This is a genomic window from Phycicoccus flavus, from assembly GCF_004025965.2.
GTDB classification, from domain to species: Bacteria; Actinomycetota; Actinomycetes; order Actinomycetales; family Dermatophilaceae; genus Phycicoccus; species Phycicoccus flavus.
Map to the genome: position 1 here is coordinate 1 of NZ_SAYU02000076.1, position 19389 is coordinate 19389.

At 74.8% G+C, this 19389-nt stretch carries 18 protein-coding genes; 10 read left to right on the plus strand and 8 right to left on the minus strand.

From position 1 onward, the window contains the following. Positions 1-889: Ig-like domain-containing protein (locus EPD83_RS17230; RefSeq protein WP_205859577.1), on the plus strand; the 889-nt coding region annotated here is incomplete at its 5' end. A gap of 201 nt (positions 890-1090) precedes the next feature. On the opposite strand, the gene EPD83_RS17235 is transcribed toward EPD83_RS17230, so the two are convergent. The 4 genes from EPD83_RS17235 to EPD83_RS20455 all read right to left on the minus strand — a co-directional run bounded on the left by EPD83_RS17235 (position 1091) and on the right by EPD83_RS20455 (position 4393). After that, positions 1091-1813, minus strand: coding sequence for a class F sortase (locus EPD83_RS17235; RefSeq protein WP_128365993.1), 723 nt, complete (start codon positions 1811-1813; stop codon positions 1091-1093). Between the two features lie 5 nt (positions 1814-1818). Next, positions 1819-2643: a hypothetical protein gene (locus EPD83_RS17240; protein WP_165566921.1), complete on the minus strand. Its 825-nt coding sequence runs from the start codon at positions 2641-2643 to the stop codon at positions 1819-1821. Positions 2644-2704: 61 nt separating this feature from the next. Then, positions 2705-3088, minus strand: a complete 384-nt coding sequence (locus EPD83_RS17245) for a DUF4326 domain-containing protein (RefSeq protein WP_128365991.1) — start codon at positions 3086-3088, stop codon at positions 2705-2707. 9 nt (positions 3089-3097) lie between these two features. Beyond that, positions 3098-4393, minus strand: coding sequence for a TIGR03086 family metal-binding protein (locus EPD83_RS20455; protein WP_205859578.1), 1296 nt, complete (start codon positions 4391-4393; stop codon positions 3098-3100). Positions 4394-4491: 98 nt separating this feature from the next. Between EPD83_RS20455 and EPD83_RS17260 the strand changes: the two genes are divergently transcribed. Continuing rightward, entirely contained in the window at positions 4492-5142 is a 651-nt protein-coding gene (locus EPD83_RS17260) for a winged helix-turn-helix transcriptional regulator (RefSeq protein WP_205859579.1), read from the plus strand. A 67-nt stretch (positions 5143-5209) separates the two neighbouring features. Here EPD83_RS17260 and EPD83_RS17265 read toward each other — a convergent pair whose 3' ends face one another. After that, positions 5210-7273: an MMPL family transporter gene (locus tag EPD83_RS17265; RefSeq protein WP_128365989.1), complete on the minus strand. Its 2064-nt coding sequence runs from the start codon at positions 7271-7273 to the stop codon at positions 5210-5212. A 109-nt stretch (positions 7274-7382) separates the two neighbouring features. Between EPD83_RS17265 and EPD83_RS17270 the strand changes: the two genes are divergently transcribed. The 6 genes from EPD83_RS17270 (at position 7383) to EPD83_RS17295 (ending at position 14671) form a co-directional block, all read left to right on the plus strand. Continuing rightward, positions 7383-7847: a MarR family winged helix-turn-helix transcriptional regulator gene (locus EPD83_RS17270; RefSeq protein ID WP_128365988.1), complete on the plus strand. Its 465-nt coding sequence runs from the start codon at positions 7383-7385 to the stop codon at positions 7845-7847. 155 nt (positions 7848-8002) lie between these two features. Beyond that, positions 8003-8599 carry a TetR/AcrR family transcriptional regulator gene (locus EPD83_RS17275; protein ID WP_128365987.1) on the plus strand — a complete coding sequence of 199 codons (597 nt, stop codon included), beginning with the start codon at positions 8003-8005 and terminating at the stop codon, positions 8597-8599. After that, positions 8596-9534 (plus strand): SDR family oxidoreductase, encoded by a 939-nt coding sequence (locus tag EPD83_RS17280; protein ID WP_128365986.1) that lies wholly within the window; start codon positions 8596-8598, stop codon positions 9532-9534. Before EPD83_RS17275 ends, EPD83_RS17280 begins: the two co-directional genes overlap by 4 nt. Before the next feature lie 353 nt (positions 9535-9887). Beyond that, positions 9888-11798 carry a glycoside hydrolase family 15 protein gene (locus EPD83_RS17285; RefSeq protein ID WP_165566922.1) on the plus strand — a complete coding sequence of 637 codons (1911 nt, stop codon included), beginning with the start codon at positions 9888-9890 and terminating at the stop codon, positions 11796-11798. A 393-nt stretch (positions 11799-12191) separates the two neighbouring features. Then, on the plus strand, positions 12192-12926 hold the full coding sequence (locus tag EPD83_RS17290; RefSeq protein ID WP_205859580.1) for a response regulator: 735 nt from the start codon (positions 12192-12194) through the stop codon (positions 12924-12926). Then, positions 12923-14671 carry a sensor histidine kinase gene (locus tag EPD83_RS17295; RefSeq protein WP_205859581.1) on the plus strand — a complete coding sequence of 583 codons (1749 nt, stop codon included), beginning with the start codon at positions 12923-12925 and terminating at the stop codon, positions 14669-14671. Before EPD83_RS17290 ends, EPD83_RS17295 begins: the two co-directional genes overlap by 4 nt. A 137-nt stretch (positions 14672-14808) precedes the next feature. Here EPD83_RS17295 and EPD83_RS17300 read toward each other — a convergent pair whose 3' ends face one another. Beyond that, complete coding sequence (locus EPD83_RS17300; protein ID WP_165566923.1) at positions 14809-15546, minus strand: hypothetical protein; 738 nt, start codon at positions 15544-15546, stop codon at positions 14809-14811. Between the two features lie 65 nt (positions 15547-15611). Then, complete coding sequence (locus EPD83_RS17305; protein WP_128368158.1) at positions 15612-16043, minus strand: PNPOx family protein; 432 nt, start codon at positions 16041-16043, stop codon at positions 15612-15614. A 137-nt stretch (positions 16044-16180) separates the two neighbouring features. On the opposite strand from EPD83_RS17305, the gene EPD83_RS17310 reads away from it, so the two are divergent. Both EPD83_RS17310 and EPD83_RS17315 read left to right on the plus strand, forming a co-directional pair. After that, a complete protein-coding gene (locus EPD83_RS17310) occupies positions 16181-17707 on the plus strand; it encodes an AMP-binding protein (protein ID WP_128368159.1) in 1527 nt (508 codons plus the stop codon). 259 nt (positions 17708-17966) lie between these two features. Continuing rightward, entirely contained in the window at positions 17967-18956 is a 990-nt protein-coding gene (locus EPD83_RS17315; RefSeq protein ID WP_128368526.1) for an LLM class flavin-dependent oxidoreductase, read from the plus strand. A 131-nt stretch (positions 18957-19087) separates the two neighbouring features. Here EPD83_RS17315 and EPD83_RS20460 read toward each other — a convergent pair. Continuing rightward, a partial coding sequence (locus EPD83_RS20460) for a hypothetical protein (protein ID WP_205859582.1) occupies positions 19088-19389 on the minus strand: 302 nt, incomplete at its 5' end.

Consider the following 19389-nt stretch of genomic DNA (forward strand, 5'->3'; position numbering starts at 1 on the left):
GGACCCGGACGCCGGCAACCTCACGACGTTCGACCCCGTGAAGACCACCGCGCTGCGGGCGACCTTCACGGCCGACTCCAACGGCACGACGAACTCGGCCGTCGGGGCCTCGGAGTGGAAGATCTTCGCCGACACCCCGGTCTCGACCACCCCGGTCCACATCCCGACCACCGTCGGGGTCGTGCCGGAGCTGCCGAAGACCGTCGAGCAGGTCTACTCCGACGGCACCCGTGCCCAGGCCCCGGTCACCTGGCCGACGGTCACGAAGGAGCAGGTCTCCCAGCCCGGCAGAAGTGTCCAGATCAAGGGCATCGTCGCCGGTGGAGCCACCGCCGACCTGACCATCTGGGTCCGCGTGACGAACGCCGTGCAGATCAACACGATCCAGCCGGTCTCGGTCACGACGCTCGTCGGGACCGCGCCACAGCTGCCGACCACCGTCACCGCCGTGTACAACGACGGCTCGCAGGACAGCCGGATCCCCGTCACCTGGGCGAAGGTCGACCCCGCGCAGTACGCCAAGACGGGCACCTTCACCCTCACCGGCACCGTCGAGGGCACCGACAAGACGGCCGAGGCCACGGTCAGCGTCGTCGACGGCTCCGGCGTCCCGCAGGACACCACCGCCCCGGTGGTGACGGTCAAGGACGGCTCCGAGCTCACGGTCGGCCGGGACGGGGTCTACTCGAAGGTCTCCTTCAGGCTCACCGACGACGGCAAGATCGACCGCTACACCCTCAACGGTGTCGAGAACGACGTCGATGACGACGTGTCGGTCGACGTCGACGGGATCGTGCCCGGGCGCCACGGTGCGGTCGAGGGCAAGAACACCCTCGAGGTGTTCGACGTCGCGGGCAACTCCACGACGTTCACCTTCACCCTGCGGTAAGCGCTCGACGCCAGGTGGCCGCGCCGGCGGGGACGAACATCCCTGCCGGCGCGGCCTCGCGTGTGACCCCGGCGGGATGTGCCCGGTCAGCGGTGCGGTCAGGCGTGGCCATGACCCCGGTCGACCGCACCGTCGCGGCGCGACCCGGGACGCGCCCGGTCGCCAGGAGCGCAGCGGCCGCCGGCGTCGGCGTCGGCGGGCTCAGGCCAGGTCGGCCCAGAGCACCCAGTTGCCCTCGTAGTGCCCGCTCTCCAGCGGCGTCCGAGGGTCGCAGGTGATGAGGCGCAGCAGCGGCTCGGGGTTGCCGGCGTCCCAGATGGAGTCGTCGGCCGGGGTCTGCTCCTTGGGCAGCCCGGCCGAGCGGGTGACGACGAAGCGGACCGCCTCGCCGGAGTCGAAGGTGACGGTGACGACGTCGCCGGGGCTCGCCCGCGGCAGCTTCCGGAAGACGTCCGGGCCGGTCTCGGGCGTGCCGACGTGCCCGGCGAGGATCGCCGCCCCCGGCCAGCCCGGCCGCGGCCACCCGGGCTCGTCGTACCAGCCGACGACGCCACCGGGCGGCGACAGCACGCCGTCGGCGTCCAGGCCCTGTGGCCGGACGTCGGCGTCGACGAGGACGGTGCCGCTCGCGGTCTCGACGACGACGCGCGCCGGGTCGCCCTCGGGGTCGGTGACGGACACCACCGACCGCGTCGGCCGCGGGGTGCGCTCCGGGGTCGAGGACGGCGTGGGCGTCGAGGACCGGGTCGACGTCGGGGTGGGTGTGGGCGTGGCCGACGGGCTGACCGGCGGTGTCGTCGCCGACAGTGCTGCCACCGGCTCGGCGGGGCTGCCACAGCCGGCGACCGGGGCGGTCAGCAGCGCCGCGAGCAGCAGCGCGGACGCGGTCGCCCCGCGACGTCGCACCGCCCGGCCCCTGGTCACGTCCGTCAGTGTCGCCGCTCCGGGCGACGCCGCGCGACCAGGGCGCCGAGCAGCAACGCCGTCAGCCCCGCCCCCGCGACGGCCGGCGCGCCGAGTCCGGTCGGTCCGGCCGGGGCGTCGGTCTGGACGAGGACCGGGCGCACCGGGGTCGCCGTCACGGTGACGGCCGGGCTCGCCGTCACCGTCACCTCGGGCGTCGGCGTCACGGTGACCGTGGGCACCGGGGCGGCGGCGGCGACGAAGGTGTCGACGGCCTGGTCCTGCGGGGAGTCCTCCGGGAGGACGCAGTCGACGTAGGTCATGCCCTCCGTGGGCCCGGGGTCTTCGAGGTCCCCCGTCGCGAGGAAGAAGGCGACGGCGACGAGCGTGTACGGGCCGGGCTCGGTCACCTCGACCGGCTCCGGGTCGACGCCCCGCGCCGTCAGCGTCAGCGGGCCCTCGGCGGGGACGGGGGTGGGGTCGACCGACAGCTCGAGGATGTACGGCTGACCGGTCTCGTCGACGATGGTCAGCTGGAGCCCGCTGACGTCGAGGACCGCCACCTCCTGCGCCCGCAGCTCGGCGACGAGCTCGTCGGGGAGGGTGATCTCGCCGGTGTACGGGTCGAGGGAGACGGTGTCGCCGACCTGCACGCGCAGGCTGCCGTCGTCGGCGATCGCGGTGTCCCAGGAGGCGACGGCGTCCCCGCTGCCGGAGACGTCGCCGACGGCGTACTCGCACTGGTAGGTGAGGTCGGCGGAGGCGGCCGAGGCGGGGGCGGCGGCGAGGCCGCCGAGCGCGAGGGCGGCGCAGCAGCCGACGGCGGCGCGCAGGACGGGGACGGAGGGCATCTGCGGGTCCTTCGGGTCGGGGCTCACGCCCGGCGAGGTCGGGCAGGTGCCCGAGCGGATGCTAGGGCGCGGGACGGACGGCGCGCGGGGGATTCGCGGCAACGGTGGCTGTCCGGAGGGGGTTGGCCACCTCGAGGAGCACCTGCGCGTGACAGGGCACCGGCTCACCGCGGTCGTCGACCACGGGACAGAAGCACATGAGGTCGCGGCCGCGGAGCTCGCGGCGCACGTCGTCGACCGTGTAGCCGAGACGGCCGGCCACGAGGTCTTCACGGAAGCGCCGGACCGCCTCGGCGCGGTCCACGCCCGCGGCGGCGTCGACGCGGTGCGGGTTGTGGAAGCGGTGCGGCCGCGCGACCGAGACCGCCCCGGGCGGCTTCCGCCAGCCGGCCCGGCGTCGCTGCTGCACCCGGGTCGGACCCGCCGAGGAGCCGGACCCGGTCACGGCACGACCCTAGCGAGGCGACGCCCCGCCCGCCGGCGCGCCGGCGAGCGGGTCGCGTCCGGCGAGGGCGAGCAGCCGCTGCAGGGGCGTGGCGTCGTCGGGGACCGGCCGGACGGGTCCGTAGAGACCCTCCCGGCTCTCCAGCGCGTCCGGCGTCGACATCGCCTCGGCGAACCGCGTGCAGATCTCGACGTCCCGCGTGGCGGCCGAGAACTGCTGGTCCGTGGCCACCGCGAGGTCCCACCCGTGCAGCACCAGCTCGTCCAGCACGACGACGGCCAGCTCGGCGGACGGCATCGTCATCCCGCCCGCCTCGGCCTCGCCCTCCCAGGCCGCGGGCTCGCGCCAGGCGGCGACGAGGTCGTCGAGGTCGCGGTCGAGACGGACGCGCCAGTCCTCGGGGAGGGCCGTCGGCGGGGCGCCGCCGGCGGTCTCGTGCCGGGCGGTCGCCGTGAAGGCGCGGGTCAGGCCGCAGAGATGGGCGAGGAGGTCGCGCACCGTCCACCCGGCACACGGGGTCGGGCCGTCCAGCCGGTCGTCCTCCACCGACGCCGCGAGGCGACGCACCTCGGCCGCGGCGTCGTCGAGGCCGAACGGGACGCCGTTGTCACTGTCGGCGATGTCGTCGCCGGCGGCGTACGCGAGGAGCCGTTCCGCGACCTGCTCGGGCCGGCTCTTGGCCACGAGGTGCCCCCCGGGCAGCACGTCGGCGTCGAGACCGAGCCGCTGCCTGGCGACACGGACCTGGAAGGGGGCCGGGAACATGCGGTCGTCGGCCCCGACGAGCACGTGGGTGGGGACCTGCGGCCAGGCGTCGAACGTGCACGGCTGGCCGAAGGGCGTCTCGGCGGGCTCGCGGTCGCCCTCGGCCATGCCGGCGCGGACCTCCTCGGGCACGTCGTGGAGGAACACCTCGTCGACGTCGAAGCCGCCGGTCCGTCCGGCCGCGCGGTCCGCCTCCTGCCTCGCCGCCTCCGCGCCGGTCGCCTCGCCCCACTGCGCGGGGGTCTCGCCCGGCAGCGGCACCATCGCGTTGACGAGCACGATGCGCGCCACCTGGTCGAGGCGGCTCACCATCGGCGCGGTGAACCCGCCCATCGACTGCGCGACGAGCACGACGTCGCGGTGCTCCCCGATCGCCTCGTCGACGAGGGCGGCGTACTCCGGCAGGCCGAGCCGGGGGTCGTCGCCGGCGATGTCCACCGGGACGGCGGTGTGCCCCGCGGCCCGCAGGAGCGCGCTCACCTCGCGCCAGTAGACCTCGGCGGCGCCACCGGCCCCGGGGATCAGGACGAACGTCGTCATCGTCGGCTCCTTCGCTGTCACGGTCTAGTGGTCCTAAACTAGGATCAATAGTCCTGATGTGCAACTGGTGGTCCGGAACGGGGACTAGGCTGGGCGGTGTGGAGAACGGCCGACGGTCCTACGCGGACCCGTGCGGGGTGGCCCGGGCCCTCGACGCCGTGGGCGAGCGCTGGGCGCTGCTCGTGGTCCGCGAGCTGAGCCTCGGGCCCCGGCGGTTCGGTCAGCTCCGGAGGGGCCTGCCCGACGTCAGCCCCAACGTCCTCTCGCAGCGGCTGCGCGAGCTCGAGGCCGCGGGGGTCGTCCGCCGCTTCGAGCCCGACCCGCTCGCCACCGGCGCCGCCTACGCCCTGACCGAGCGCGGCACCGCCCTCGACCCCGTGCTGCAGGCGCTGGGCCGCTGGGGCGCCGCCGAGCCCCCGGTGGCCACGCGGGAGATGAGCCCCGTCTCCTTCGTGCGGATGCTGCGGGTGCTGGTGCGCCCCGACGCCCGGGACGGCGACTGGGCCCTGGTCCTCGGCGGCGAGCCGTTCGCCCTGCGTGTCCGTGGCGGTGCCGCCGAGGTCACGCGGGGCCGACCGGAGCACCCCACGGCGGTCCTCACCGGCGACGTGGGCCCGGTCCGGCGGCTGCTCGAGGGCGAGGCGCTCGGCGATCTCGAGGGGGAGGGCGTCCTCGTGGTCGAGGGCGACCGGCGGGCCGCCCGCCGGCTGCCGTCGCTGTTCCGCGTCCCCCCGGGCGGCCTGCACTGACCCCGACGGGACCGCGGCCGGTCACCCGGCGGCCCGGGGTCCGCCCGTGGCCCGGCACGGGCCGCCGTCAGGCGCGCAGCAGCCGGGCGAGGATGTCGGGCATCGTCCAGTTGAGACGGCCCAGGGCGGCGACGAGGGCGGGCGCCAGGAGGCTGCGGACGACGACGGCGTCGATGGCGATCCCCAGCGCCAGGGTGGTGGCGAGGATCTTCACGTCGACCGTCGGGACCGTCGACAGGGCGACGAAGGCGAGGAAGAGGATGAGGGCGGCCGAGGTCACGAGTCGCCCGGTGTGGGCGATCCCGTCGACGACCGCCCGGTCGGTGTCGCCGTGGGCGTCGTACGCCTCGCGCATCCGCGCGAGGATGAAGACCTCGTAGTCCATCGAGAGCCCGAAGAGGAACGCGAACCCCGCGATGGGCACCCAGGTGGTGACGACTCCGGTGGCGGTCTGGTCGAAGAGCAGCCGGGTCCCCCAGCCGTCCTGCCAGACCAGGACGGTCACGCCGTAGGCCGCCGCGACGGACAGCACGTTGAGCACGAGCGCCTTGACCGGCAGCCACACCGAGCGCAGGGCGCGGGCGAGGAGCAGGAAGGTCACGACGACGACCCCGCCGAGGATCCAGGGCGCGTCCCGGTAGACGGCGAGGACGAAGTCGGCGTCCTCCGCGGGGCTGCCGCCGACCCGTGCGTCGTGCTGCGCGGCCCAGGCGCGCAGCCGGTCCAGCGTCGCGCGGCCGGCATCGCTCGACGGGTCGGCGGCCGACCACACCTGCACCAGCCGGTCCCCGCCGGCGGTCCATCCGTCGCCGGTCGGCGAGACCGCGCCGGCGACGCCCTCGAGCGCCCGGATCCGGCCCAGGTCGGCCTCGGCGTCCGCGGCGTCGACGAGGATCTCGCTCGGCCGCAGGGCGCCGACCGGGACCCCCCCGTCGACCGCGGCCGAGACGGCGGTCGAGGCCGGGCTCCCGGAGCGGAGCCCGGAGAGCTGGGGTGAGCCCAGGGTCAGCCCCAGGGACGGCAGGGCGAGCGCGAGGAGCAGGGCGCCGGAGCCGACGATCGTGAGGACGCGGTGGCGCAGCACGGTGCCCGCCACGGCCGCCCACCTCCGGCTGCGGGTGCGGGCCCGACGGCGGTGCGGCCACAGCATCCGTGGCCCGAGCGTGTCGAGCAGGACCGGCAGCAGCGACAGGCTGGTCGCGACGCTGAACAGCGGGATGAGGAGCCCGCCCAGCCCGATGCTCCGGAGGAACGGCAGCGGGACCAGGACGAGGGCGGCGAGGGAGACCGCGACGGTCGTGCCGCTGAAGACCACCGCGCGCCCGGACGTGGCCATCGCGGTCCGGACGGCCTCCCGGTCCTCGGCCCCGTCCTCGCGCTCCTCCCGCCACCGGGTGACGACGAGCAGGGTGTAGTCGATGGCCACCCCGAGCCCGATGAGCGCGACGAGGTACTGGACGACGAAGGACACGTCGGTGACCCCGGTCAGGCCCAGCAGCGCGAGGAAGGTGCCGAGGATCGAGACGGCCGCGACGAGCAGCGGGACCCCGGCGAGCAGCGAGCCGAAGACGAGGGCGAGGACGACGAGCGCTCCGGCGCCACCGAGCAGGACCTCGACCAGCACCCCGCGGTCACCGCCCGAGCCCTCGGTCAGCTGGGTGAAGCCGGTGAGGGTGGCGTCCACGCCGCCGTCCCGGGCCTCGGCCGCCAGTCGCTGCAGGGCCGGCAGGCTCGCCGCGTACGGCTCCGGGCCGGGGGTGACCGGAGGGCTGACGACGACGACGGACACCGAGCCGTCGCGCGTCGTCAGGGACGCGGCGCCGGCGTCCTCGGCGGTGACCGTCCGGGTGCCCGGGACCGCTCGCCGCACCTGCCGCGCGACCCGGGCGGCCGACCCCTCCGCGTCCGCGCCCCGCACGACGAGCAGCAGGGGGTCGTCGGCGCCCCCCGTCCCGAACCGCTCCGTGATGGTCGTGTTCGTCTCGTAGGCCGGGAGGCCGGGCAGGGCGAAGTCGTAGGTCAGCCGCTCGACCGTGCGTGGCGCCGTGACGCCACCGGCCACGGCCACCGCCGCCCACACGACCACGACGAGCAGGCGGTGCCGCAGCACCCAGGCCGTCCAGCGCTCCATGCCTCGCTCCTGCCTCGTCGACGTCATCCCCACCCCTCGACCATAAGTCACCTTATGGTTGGCCGCGAGGGGAGCGCCCGGAGGAGCGTCCGCCGTCTAGGGTCGAGCGATGGAGCACGGCGCATCGGGCGGGCGGAACGCCGCCGGCGGCATCGACCCGGAGACGCTGACCGGCTGGACCCTCGTGCGGACCGGGCGGGCGATGGGGGACCGGTTCCTCCGCCTCTTCGCCGACCACGGCGTCACCAAGCACCAGTTCGGGGTGCTCGTGCGCCTCTCGCGGGAGCCAGGGGTGAGCCAGGCGGCGCTGGCCCGCGAGATCCTCGTGACGCCGCAGAGCGTGGGGCCCATCCTGCGGGAGATGGAGCGGGTCGGGCTGCTCCGCCGAATTGAGCCCGGCACGCCCGGCCGGGCCGTCGCCGTCGAGATCACCCCGGCCGGCCGGCGGACGCTGGCCGTCGTGGGCCCTGCGGTCGCCGAGCTCAACCGTCCCGAGTCGCTCGGTCTCACGGCCGACGAGGCGCGCGACCTCGGCCGACTGCTGCACCGGGTCCACGACCACCTCTCCGGCTGAGCGTCGGCCCGCTGCCGCGGACCGGACGCGGCCCGGGCGTGGTCGGGCCGGGTCCGGAGCCGGCGCGGAGACCGCGACGGACGACGGCCCGCCCCCGACCCTCGCGGCGGCACCGGCCGGTTGCGGTGGTTAGTGAACAGTGGTTCAGTAACCGGATGGCGAGACCCCGGACGGTGACCGACGAGCAGCTGCTCGACGCCGCCGCCCGCGTCCTCATGGCCGGAGGGCCCGACCGGTTCACCCTGGCCGCGGCCGCGGCCGAGGCCGGGGTGTCGGCGGCGACGTTCGTCGGCCGTTTCGGCTCCAAGGAGGCGATCCCGCTGCTGCTGTCCCGGCGCTGGGTCGCCGGCCTCGACGCGGAGCTGGCGGGCTGCGTCGCCGGGACGGAGTCTCCGCTGCAGCGGCTGCGGGAGGTCGCGCTGCAGTCCTACCGGGACCTCGACCACCCCGACACGGCCGCGAACCAGCTGGCCGTGCTTGCCGTCGACCTGCAGCGCGCCGACCTCCGCGAGCTGCTCGACTCCGGGTGGGGGATCGTGCGCCGGCACCTCGCCCGGCACGCGGCGGCCGCCACGACCGCCGGTGAGCTGCACGGCGCTCCGGCCCCGGAGCGCCTGGCCCGCGTCGTGGCCGCGGCGATGGAGGGCGGATGCCTCTCCTGGTCCGTGCGACCCGACGGGCCCCTCGTCGACCGGCTGGCGGCCGACCTCGACACCATCCTTGACCCGTACACCCGGAAGGACGCCCCATGACGACCACCCCGAGCACCGCGACCCCCCTCGCCGGACGCGTCGCCCTCGTCGCGGGAGCCACCCGCGGAGCCGGCCGCGCCATCGCCGTCGAGCTCGCCCGGTCGGGCGCGTTCGTCGTCGCCACCGGGCGGAGCAGCCGGTCCACGGGACCGTCCGAGATCGGCCGTCGGGAGACGGTCGAGGAGACCGGCGACCTGCTCGCCGAGGTGGGGGAGGGGCGGGCCCGCGTCGTCGACCACGAGGACCCCGAGGCCGTCGCCTCCCTCGTCGCGGACATCGAGGCGGAGCACGGACGACTCGACGTCCTCGTCAACAGCGTCTTCGGCGGCGACCGCTACGCCCAGTTCGACAAGAAACTGTGGGAGCACGACCTCGCCGGGGGCCTGCGGATGCTGCGGATGGGTCTCGACACCCACCTGGTCACGTGCGCCCGGGCCATCCCCCTCATGCTGCGGACCGGGGGCGGGACGGTGCTCGAGATGACCGACGGCACCTCGGCCTTCAACGCCCGCTACCGCCACGGCGTCGGTTTCTACTACGACTTCGTCAAGGCCGGCGTCGACCGCATCGTCACGAGCCTGACTGCCGAGCTCGACGGTCTCCCGGTCACGGCCCTCGGCGTCACGCCGGGGTGGCTCCGCTCCGAGACGATGCTCGAGAACTTCGGGGTGACGGAGGAGACGTGGCGGGAGGCGACGACCGGGACGCCCGGGTTCGCGATCTCCGAGTCGCCGGCCTACGTGGCCCGCGGCGTGGCGGCGCTGTGCGGCGACGACGACGTCGCGCGGTTCGCCGGGCGCGTGCTCACCGCCCGCGAGCTGTCCGACGCCTACGGGGTCACCGACGCCGACGGGTCGCGGCCGGACGCCTGGGGGTACATCGAGACCCACGGCATCGAGGAGCAGAGCGGGACCGACGTCGAGCGCTTCCGCTGAGCCGGCCGGCCGTCGCCCTCAACTCGCCCGGGACCGAGGGCGGGACCGGACGGCCCGCACCCGGTGACGGGTGGCGGCGCGCGGTCCACCGCGAGGTCCTCGTCCCGGCACGCTCCCAGACCCGGTGACGGGTGGCGGCGCGCGGTCCACCGCGAGGTCCCGGTCCCGGCACGCTCCCGGACCCGGTGACGGGTGGCGGCGCAGTCCGCGGGAAGGTCCTTCTCTCGGGGCGCTCCCGGACCCGACGCATCCCCTCCCCCCGCGGACGCGTGGGCGCGCGCCGTCCCGCGCCGAGGTGAGGCCGTCCCGTGCCATCCCTTGCGGGCTGCTGTCGGCGCCGGGATGCTTCGACGATGGACGCCCCGAGCACCCCGTCGCCCACGCACCCGGCCGACCGCACCGGCACGGTCCCCATCGGGGACCACGGCTTCCTCAGCGACGGCGAGGTCTCCGCGCTGCTGTCGCCCGGCGGCTCCGTGGACTGGATGTGCGTGCCGCGCTTCGACTCCCCGAGCGTGTTCGGCGCGATCCTCGGCAAGCGGGCCGGCCGGTTCAAGATCGGTCCGGTGGACGTCGCCGTGCCCGCCGACCGCCGGTACCTGCCGGGGACGATGGTCCTGGAGACCAGCTGGGGCACCCCGACGGGATGGATGATCGTGCGCGACGTCCTGCTCGTCGGGCCGTGGCACCACGAGGCCGACCGGTCGGCGACGTACTCGCGCACCCCGACCGACTACGAGGCCGAGCACATCCTGCTGCGCACCATCCGGTGCGTCACCGGTGAGGTGCAGACCGTCATGGACTGCGAGCCGGTGCTCGACTACGGCCGGGCGCCGGTCCGGTGGAGCTACACCGGCGAGAGCTACCACCAGGGGCAGGCGGAGGCCGAGGGGTCCGACGTCCGGCTCGTCCTCACGACCGACATGATGCTCGGCTTCGAGGGCGGCCAGGCGAGCAGCCGCACCCTGCTCAAGGCCGGTGACACCCGGTTCGTCGCGCTGTCCTGGGGTGGCGCCGTGCCGCCGACGACGTACGAGGAGGCGTACGCCAAGCAGGTGTGGACCGCCCACCACTGGCAGCACTGGCTGGGGCGCGGGCGCTTCCCGGACCACCCGTGGCGCAGCTACCTGCAGCGCAGCGCGCTGACCCTCAAGGGCCTCACCTACGCCCCCACGGGGGCGGTCGTCGCGGCCGGCAGCACGTCGCTGCCCGAGACCCCCGGGGGCACCCGCAACTACGACTACCGGTTCAGCTGGATCCGGGACTCGACCTTCGCCCTGTGGGGCATGTTCTCGCTGGGGTTCGACTGGGAGGCCGTCGACTTCTTCTCCTTCATCGCCGACCTCGCCGAGCGGGACAGCGACCTGCAGATCATGTACGGCATCGGCGGGGAGAAGGACCTCGTCGAGGAGGAGCTGGACCACCTGCCCGGGTACGCCGGGTCGCGGCCGGTGCGGATCGGGAACGCCGCCTACGCCCAGCGCCAGCACGACGTGTGGGGCGCGCTGCTGGACTCGCTGTACCTGCACAGCCGGTCGGTCGACCACCTCGACAACCGGATCTGGCCGATCCTGGACACCCAGGTCACCAAGGCGCTGCAGCACTGGCAGGAGCCGGACGCCGGCATCTGGGAGGTCCGCGGCGAGCTCAAGCACTTCACCTCCTCGAAGATCATGTGCTGGGTCGCGGTCGACCGCGGCGCCAAGCTGGCCCGGATGACCGGGGAGACCGCGAAGGCCGACGAGTGGGAACGCGCCGCGCAGGAGATCAAGGACGACATCCTCGAGCACGGCGTCGACGACCGGGGCGTCCTCACCCAGTACTACGGCGGCACGGCGCTGGACGCCTCGCTGCTGCTGGCCCCGCTCGTGCGGTTCCTGCCGCCCGACGACCCGCGTATCCGGGCCACCGTCCTCGCCATCCGCAAGGAGCTGACCGTCGACGGGCTCGTCCTGCGCTACAAGGTCGAGGAGACCGACGACGGCTTCAGCGGCGAGGAGGGCACGTTCACCATCTGCTCGTTCTGGCTCGTCTCGGCGCTGTGCGAGATCGGCGAGGTGAAGAAGGCGCGCAAGCTGTGCGCCAAGCTGCTGTCCTTCGCCGGCCCGCTCGAGCTCTACGGGGAGGAGATCGACCCGCACAGCGGCCAGCACCTCGGCAACTTCCCGCAGGCGTTCACCCACCTCGCCCTCATCAACGCGGTGCTCCACGTCATCCGGCTCGAGTCGGCCGGCGAGGCGCCGCCGGACGGGGACGCGACCTGACGTCGGAGGACGCCCGTCCGGCGAGGCTCCGCCGGACGGGGACGCGGACTGACGTCGGAGGACGCCCGCCGGCGCTTGACACCCCGGAACGTCACCGAGACCGTGGTGACGAACCGGGGGCCTCGGTGACATTTCGGGGTGTGGACGCCCGCCGGCGCTCGACACCCCGGAACGTCACCGAGACCGCACTTACGAACCGGGGGGTCGGTGACATTTCGGGGTGTGGACGCCCGCCGGCGCTCGACACCCCGGAACGTCACCGAGACCGCACTTACGAACCGGGGGCTCGGTGACATTTCGGGGTGACCCCGAAATGTCCGCCGGCCGGCGGGGGGAGGGGTGGTGGGCGCGAAGACGGTGACTGCGCCCGGCGCCGTGTGGTACCCATCCGGTATGGGCCACACCGCGACGGAGCGGGAGGCGCCGGCACCGGCGCCGATGGTGCTCGTCGTCGACGACGACGCCGCCATCCGCACGGTCGTGCGCTGGCAGCTCGACGACGCCGGCTTCCGGGTCCTCGAGGCCGACGACGGCCCCACCGCCCTGCGCCGGATCCGCGACGACCACCCGGTGCTCGTCGTCCTCGACCTGTCGCTGCCGGGGCTGGGCGGCCTCGACGTGCTGCGCTCGGTCCGCGACGGGCGCGCCGGGCGCTCGGACACCCCGGTCATCGTCCTGTCCGGCCGCAACGGCGAGACCGACCGCATCGTCGGGCTCGACCTCGGCGCCGACGACTACCTCGTCAAGCCCTTCTCGCCCGGCGAGCTCGTCGCCCGGATCCGCTCGGTGCTGCGGCGCAGCTCGCCCGAGCTCACCGGCGACGCCGTCGTCGTCGGCCCGCTGCGGGTCGAGCCGAGCAGCAGGCAGGTGTCGGTCGACGGACGCGACGTCGAGCTGACGCCCAAGGAGTTCGACCTCGTCGCCTTCCTCGCCACCCACCCGCGCCGGGTCTTCACCCGCGCCCAGCTGCTCGACCGGGTCTGGAACTCCTCCTCGGAGTGGCTCGGCGAGGCCACCGTCACCGAGCACGTGCACCGCCTGCGGCTCAAGCTCGAGGCCGACCCCGCCCGCCCGCGGCTGCTGCGCACCGTCCGCGGCGTCGGCTACCAGCTGAGCGACCCGTCGTGACCGCCGCCCCGCGCCCGCCCGCCGTCCTCCCGTCCGGGTCGGCCGGGACCGCCGCGCCGGGGCTGGACGCCGACGACGTGCAGCGGCTGCTCGACCGCCAGACCGAGGTGCTCGAGCTCATCGCCGCCGCCGCGCCGCTGCGCCGGGTGCTCGACCTGCTGCTGGGCGCGCTCGAGGGGCTCATGCCCGGGGCGTCCTGCTCGGTGCTGCTGCTGGACCGCACGCGCGGCACGCTGCACCACGGCGCCGCCCCCAGCCTGCCCGCCACGTACTGCGCCGCCATCGACGGCATGGCGATCGGCGAGGGCGCGGGGTCCTGCGGCACGGCCGCCGCGCTGGACGTCGCCGTCGTCGCCCGGGACGTGCGCAGCGACCCGCGGTGGACCGACTACCGCCACCTCGCGGAGTCCGCGGGCCTGCGCGCCTGCTGGTCGACGCCGATCGAGGGCCGCGACGGCCGGCCCGTCGGCACCTTCGCCGTCTACCACGGCCGACCGCACCGCCCGAGCCACCGCGAGCAGCTGCTCGTCGACCGCTTCACCCACCTGGCGTCGGTGGCCATCGACCACGCCGGTGTGCTCGGTGCCCTCGTCGAGAGCGAGGGGCGGTTCCGGCGGACCTTCGACGACAACGCGCTCGGCATGGCCATCGTCGGCCCGGACCGGGTGGTCGCCCGCAGCAACACGGCCCTGAGCGCCCTCGTCGGCGGCGGCGACGACCTCGTCGGCCGGCCCCTGGGCGAGGTCCTCGCGCCGGTCCGCGGGACGCTCGGCTCCCGGCTCGACGACCTCGACGCCGACGCGCTGGGCATCACCCACCCCGCGCCGCTGGTCTTCGAGGGACGGGTGCTGCGGGAGGGCGGTCAGGACGTCGAGGCCGAGGTCACCGTCTCCCTGCTCCCCGGGCAGGACGGTGGGGCGGCGCAGTACGTCGTCAACGTCTTCGACCTCACCGAGCGACGGGCGGCCGACCGGGACCGGCGGGCCCGCCTCGCCGCCGAGACCGCGCGCCGCACCGCCGAGGAGCACGCGCACGCCAGGTCCGAGATGCTCGCGGCCGTCGGGCACGAGGCGCGCACCCCGATGCAGGCGATCGTCGGGTTCGCCGAGCTGCTCGGCACGATGGACCTCGACGAGGCACGCCGCCGCGAGGCGCTCGGCCACATCGGCGCCGCCGCCGGGCACGTCATGGACCTGCTGACCGACGTCCTCGACCTCAGCCGCCTCGAGGCCGGAGCCCTGCCGCTCGCCCTCGAGCCGGTCTGCCTGTCCGAGGTCGTCGACGAGGTGTTCGCCCTGCTGTCCCGCGCCGCCGACGGGCGCGGGACGCGGCTGTCGCACGACCTCGGGGACGACGTCGTGCGCGCCGACCGGCGACGGCTGCGCCAGGTGCTGCTCAATCTCGTCGGCAACGCGGTGCGGCACGGCCGGCCCGGCGGTCGGGTGCGGGTGCGCTCCTGGGCCGCGCCCGACGCCGGCGCGCTGTGCGTCGCGGTCGAGGACGACGGGCCGGGCATGCCGCCCGACTTCCTGCCGCACGCCTTCACCTCCTTCGCCCGGGCCCGGTCGGGGCCCGCCACCGCGCTAGGGTGCGACGCCGCGGAGGAGGGGACGGGGCTGGGGCTCGGGCTGGCCCTCGGGCTCATGGCCGCGATGGGCGGGGACCTCTCGGTCGCCTCGTCGGGTCCGGACGGGACCTCGATGGTCCTGCGCGTCCCCCGCGCCCCCGGCCGACGGGGCCGCTGACGGTCCGCCGGGCGGTCCCCTGGCGGCGCGCCGCCACCCGTCCCGGCCGGGCCTGCTGCTCCTCGTGGCGACCCCGGTCCCGGCGTGGTCGACGACCGGCGCCCCTCGCGGCGGCTGCCGCGCGCGCACGGACCCGGCTACCCGGCCGCCCGGCGGGCGAGGACCTCCGCACCGGAGGCGTCGAGCAGGACGTCCTCACCCGGCCCCTGCCCGGCGGCCGCGAGCTCGTCGACGGAGGGGACGTCCAGCGCGGTGGCGCCCTCGCCGTCGTCCGGCGCCAGGAGCGTCACCGTGCCGTCGTCGTCGACCCGGGCGACGAGCCCCCCGTCGCCCGCCGTGCCGGACACCTCGGGCGCGTAGGCGAACACGGGCGAGGCGTCGTCGACGAGGACGAGCACCGTCCCCAGGTCGGCGAGCCCGCGACGCGCGTCGTCCAGCGACACCTCGGGGCCGAAGGAGAAGCCGACGCGTTCGTCCGCGCGCAGCGGGCGACCGGCGACGACGCGGTCGACCTCCAGGGTGGCGTGGACGGTGCGCCACTCCGCGTCGGGACTGTCGAAGGGGATGGCGACGCCGCCGGGGGAGTCCGCGGCGGCGTACGCGCGCCCCGGCTCGACCTCGGTGAACCGCCCGACGACGACCGAGGACGAGAACGTCCACTCCAGGCCCTCGCCCATCCGGTAGGTGCGGTTCGGCAGCAGGTCGACGAGCGAGTCGTACGGCCGCACCGCCCCCGCGCCCTGGCCCCGTCCGCGCAGCTCCTCGAGCACCGGGTCGCCGCCGAGCCCGCACCCGCCGAGCAGGACGAGCGCGGCGACCAGGAGGACGACGCCGCTGGCTTGCCCCGCCCCGACCGTCCGCCCCGTCGCCCGCATGACGGCACGGTAGTCCCGAGCGAGGACAGCCGTCCCGCGGTTGGACCCACGCGCCGGGGCGGACCTCAGGCGGAGTCGCTCGCCGCCCACCCGGTGACCTTGACGATCCGGCACACGAGCACCCGGTGGAACGGCTTGTCGGCGTACTGCGGAACCGTCGACGCCAGCCGGTCGGCGAGGTCGTCGGTGACGAGCGGCGGGGGGTGCGGGACGTGCCGCAGCTCGGCGCGCACCCACCACAGGCGCGTCCAGTCCTCGGCGTCCCAGTGCTCGAGCAGCAGGGTGCCGCGTGGGTCGGCGTCGAGGTTGTCCTCGCGCTGCAGGCGGGAGCGGGACTTCGGCTTCACCGAGTCGACGGGCACGCCGAGGTGGCCGTCGTCGCTGACGGCGTAGACGACGGGCTGCGGGTCCGGCCCGCGCTCGGGGTGGAGGGTGCACAGGACCGCGTGGACGTGGGCGTCCAGCCGGGTCCTGGCCTGGTCGGCGTTCAACCTCATCGCGGTGCTCCCGACGCTCGCGGGACGTGGCTCCGTCGTCCCTGCGCTGCGGCCAACCTAGGGCGCCCACATCACCGTGCGCTCAACGCGGGCGGGTCCGCCTTGACGGTCCGGGCGGTGCCGGAGATGTTGGCGGCATGAACCTCGCGACGTGGGTGGAGCGCAACGGCCGGCGCCTCGCGGACCGGCCGGCCGTCGCGGACGGCGACCGGGTGCACGCGACGTGGTCCGGGCTCGCGTCGCGGGTGGCGTCGGTCGCGGGCGGGATGCGCGAGCGGCTCGGGCTGGAGGCGGGCGACCGGGTCGCGATCGTCATGCGCAACCGGCCGGAGTACCTCGAGGCGCAGTTCGCGGCGTGGCACGCCGGGCTCGTCGCCGTCCCCGTCAACGCCCGCCTGCACCGGGACGAGATCGCGTACATCCTGCGGCACAGCGGCAGCGCCGTCGTCGTCACCGACGGCGAGCACGAGGACGACGTCGCGCCGCTCGTCGACGTCGTGGAGTCGCTGCGCACCGTCGTGCTCGCGCCGGGGCCGGACTGGGACGACCTGCTCGCTTCCGACCCCTCGCCCCTGGTCGACCGGGACGCCGACGACCCCGCGTGGCTCTTCTACACCAGCGGCACGACCGGCCGGCCGAAGGGCGCGACGCTGACCCACGGGAACCTGCTGGCCGCCTCGCTCAGCTACTACGCCGACATCGACGCCGTCGCCGCCACCGACAGCGTCCTGCACGCCGCGCCGCTGTCGCACGGGTCGGGGCTGTACGGCCTGCCGCACGTCGCCAAGGGCGCGGTGAGCGTCATGCCGGGCCCGGGGGTGCTCGACGGCGCGGGGCTGCTGCGGTACCTCGAGCGCTGGCCGGGGCTGTCGTTCTTCGCCGCGCCGATCATGGTCAAGCGGCTGGCCGCCGACCCCGCGCTGGCCGGCGCCAACCTCACCGGCCTCAAGACGATCATCTACGGCGGCGCGCCGATGTACCTCACCGACCTCGAGGCCGCGCTGAAGACCTTCGGGCCGCGGCTCGCGCAGATCTACGGCCAGGGCGAGACACCGATGACGATCACCGGGCTCGCCAAGGCCGACCACGTGGACCGCGGCGACCCGCGGTGGCACGAGCACCTGCAGACCGTCGGCTGGACCCGCACCGACGTCGAGGTGCGCGTCGTCGACGAGGACGACGGGCCGCTGCCGCCGGGGGAGCCGGGCGAGGTCGTGGTCCGGGGCGCCGTCGTCATGGCCGGGTACTGGGCGCAGCCGGAGGAGACCGCCGAGACGCTGCGCGGCGGCTGGCTGCACACCGGCGACATCGGTTCCTTCGACGACGAGGGGTACCTCACGCTGCACGACCGTTCCAAGGACCTCGTCATCAGCGGCGGCATGAACATCTACCCCCGCGAGGTCGAGGAGGCGCTGCTCACCCACCCGGGCGTCGACGCCGTCGCCGTCGTCGGCCGGCCGGACCCCGACTGGGGCGAGTCCGTCGTCGCGTTCGTCGTCCCCGCCGGCGACGAGCCGCCCACGGCCGAGCTGGACGCCACGTGCCTGCAGCGCATCGCCCGGTTCAAGCGCCCCAAGGAGTACGTCTTCGTCGACGCACTGCCGACGAACAACTACGGCAAGGTCGTCAAGCGCGAGCTCCGCGACCGCCTGCGCGACGCCTGACCCCCGGGTGTGGCGGACATTTCGGGGTCACCCCGAAATGTCCTCTGGACCCCGGAAACTAACCGGGGCGTCGGTGACATTTCGGGGTGACCCCGAAATGTCACCTGGGGGTGGGGGGCGGGAGCGTTGAGGAAACCATGAGCAGCGGACCTCTTGCCGGTGGTGGGGGCGGCTGTGTTGGCTACCGGACAAGGGGCGGCCGGGGACCCCTGCCCCCCGGCCGTCCCGGTCACCGACGACCAGAGGAGATGTTCGACCGATGAAGCTCGCGCTCTACCTGCCCACGTACCGCAACCACGTCACCGTCCAGGAGCTCGCGGATCTCGCGGACCTCGCCGAGGAGCTCGACTTCGACTCGGTGTGGACCCTCGACCGCGTCGTCACGCCCGAGGCCTCCGACCGCGGCGAGCTGCAGTACCCGTTCGGGATGATGCAGGAGTTCCCGACCCAGCTGCCGGTCGAGGCCCGCGGCAAGTGGTTCCAGGGCTGGCCGATCCTGCCCTGGCTCGCGGCCCGCACCGAGAAGCTGCGGATCGGCATGAGCATCACGAACACCCCGTTCCGTGGCCCGGGCGTCTTCGCCGCCGAGTGCGCGACCATCGACCACCTGAGCAACGGCCGGCTCAACGTCGGCATCGGCTCGGGGTGGATGCCGGAGGAGTTCGCCGCGGCCAGCGTCGCCGACCGCTTCCCACGCCGGCACTCCCACGTGCGCGAGACCATCGAGATCTGCCAGGGCATCTGGACCAACGAGATCTTCGAGTACCACGGCGAGCACGCCGACTTCGAGCCCTGCGGCTTCGGCCACAAGCCGGTGCAGAAGCCGCACCCGCCGATCTACTTCAGCGGCCTGCGCGACCCCGCCCGCTCGGCCCGCCGGGTGTCGAAGTACGGGCTCGCGGGCTGGATCGGCATCCAGGACACCCCCCGCGAGTTCGCCGAGTGGCGCGGTGCCATCGGCGACGAGCTGGACAAGCTCGGCAAGTCGGTCGACGACCTCGACATGTGCAGCATGATCTGGTTCACGATCACCGACGAGGACGTCGACCAGAGCGACAACGGCAAGGTGTCCAACATCCTCGTCGGCAGCGAGCGGCAGATCACCGACATGCTCAAGCGCTACCAGGAGATCGGGATGACGATGCCGCTCCTGTGGCCGCCCTTCGCCGACGTGCCGGTGTCCAAGACGCTCGACGACCTCAAGCGGCTGAAGAACGACATCATGCCCAAGGTCGAGGCGGCCGCCTGAGCCGCCGACGACCGACACGCACGTCGCCCGCGCTGCAGACCGCGCCGGCCGGGCGGGACGACGACGGCGCCGGCACCCCCGAGGGTGCCGGCGCCGCTGTGCGGTCGGGCCCGCATCGGGCCCGTGCCGGATCAGACGGAGTACGCCGACTCGGTGGCGTTCGCGTCCGACGGGTCGGTGCTCGTCGTGCCGCCGGTGCCGGCCTCGCCGCCCGGACCGCCGTGGTCACCCGGACCGCCGGGACCACCCTTGCCGCCGGGGCCGCCGGTGTGCTCGGTGACGGTCTTCAGGTCGGCGCTGACGTCGTACCTGACCGGGCTGCCGTCCTTGGTGCCGAGGGCGTCGTAGGAGCCGTCGGGGTCCTTGCGGACGGTGTCGATGGTGGCGGTGGGGTCCTGGGCCTCGACGGCGGCGACGACCTTCTCGGCCTCGG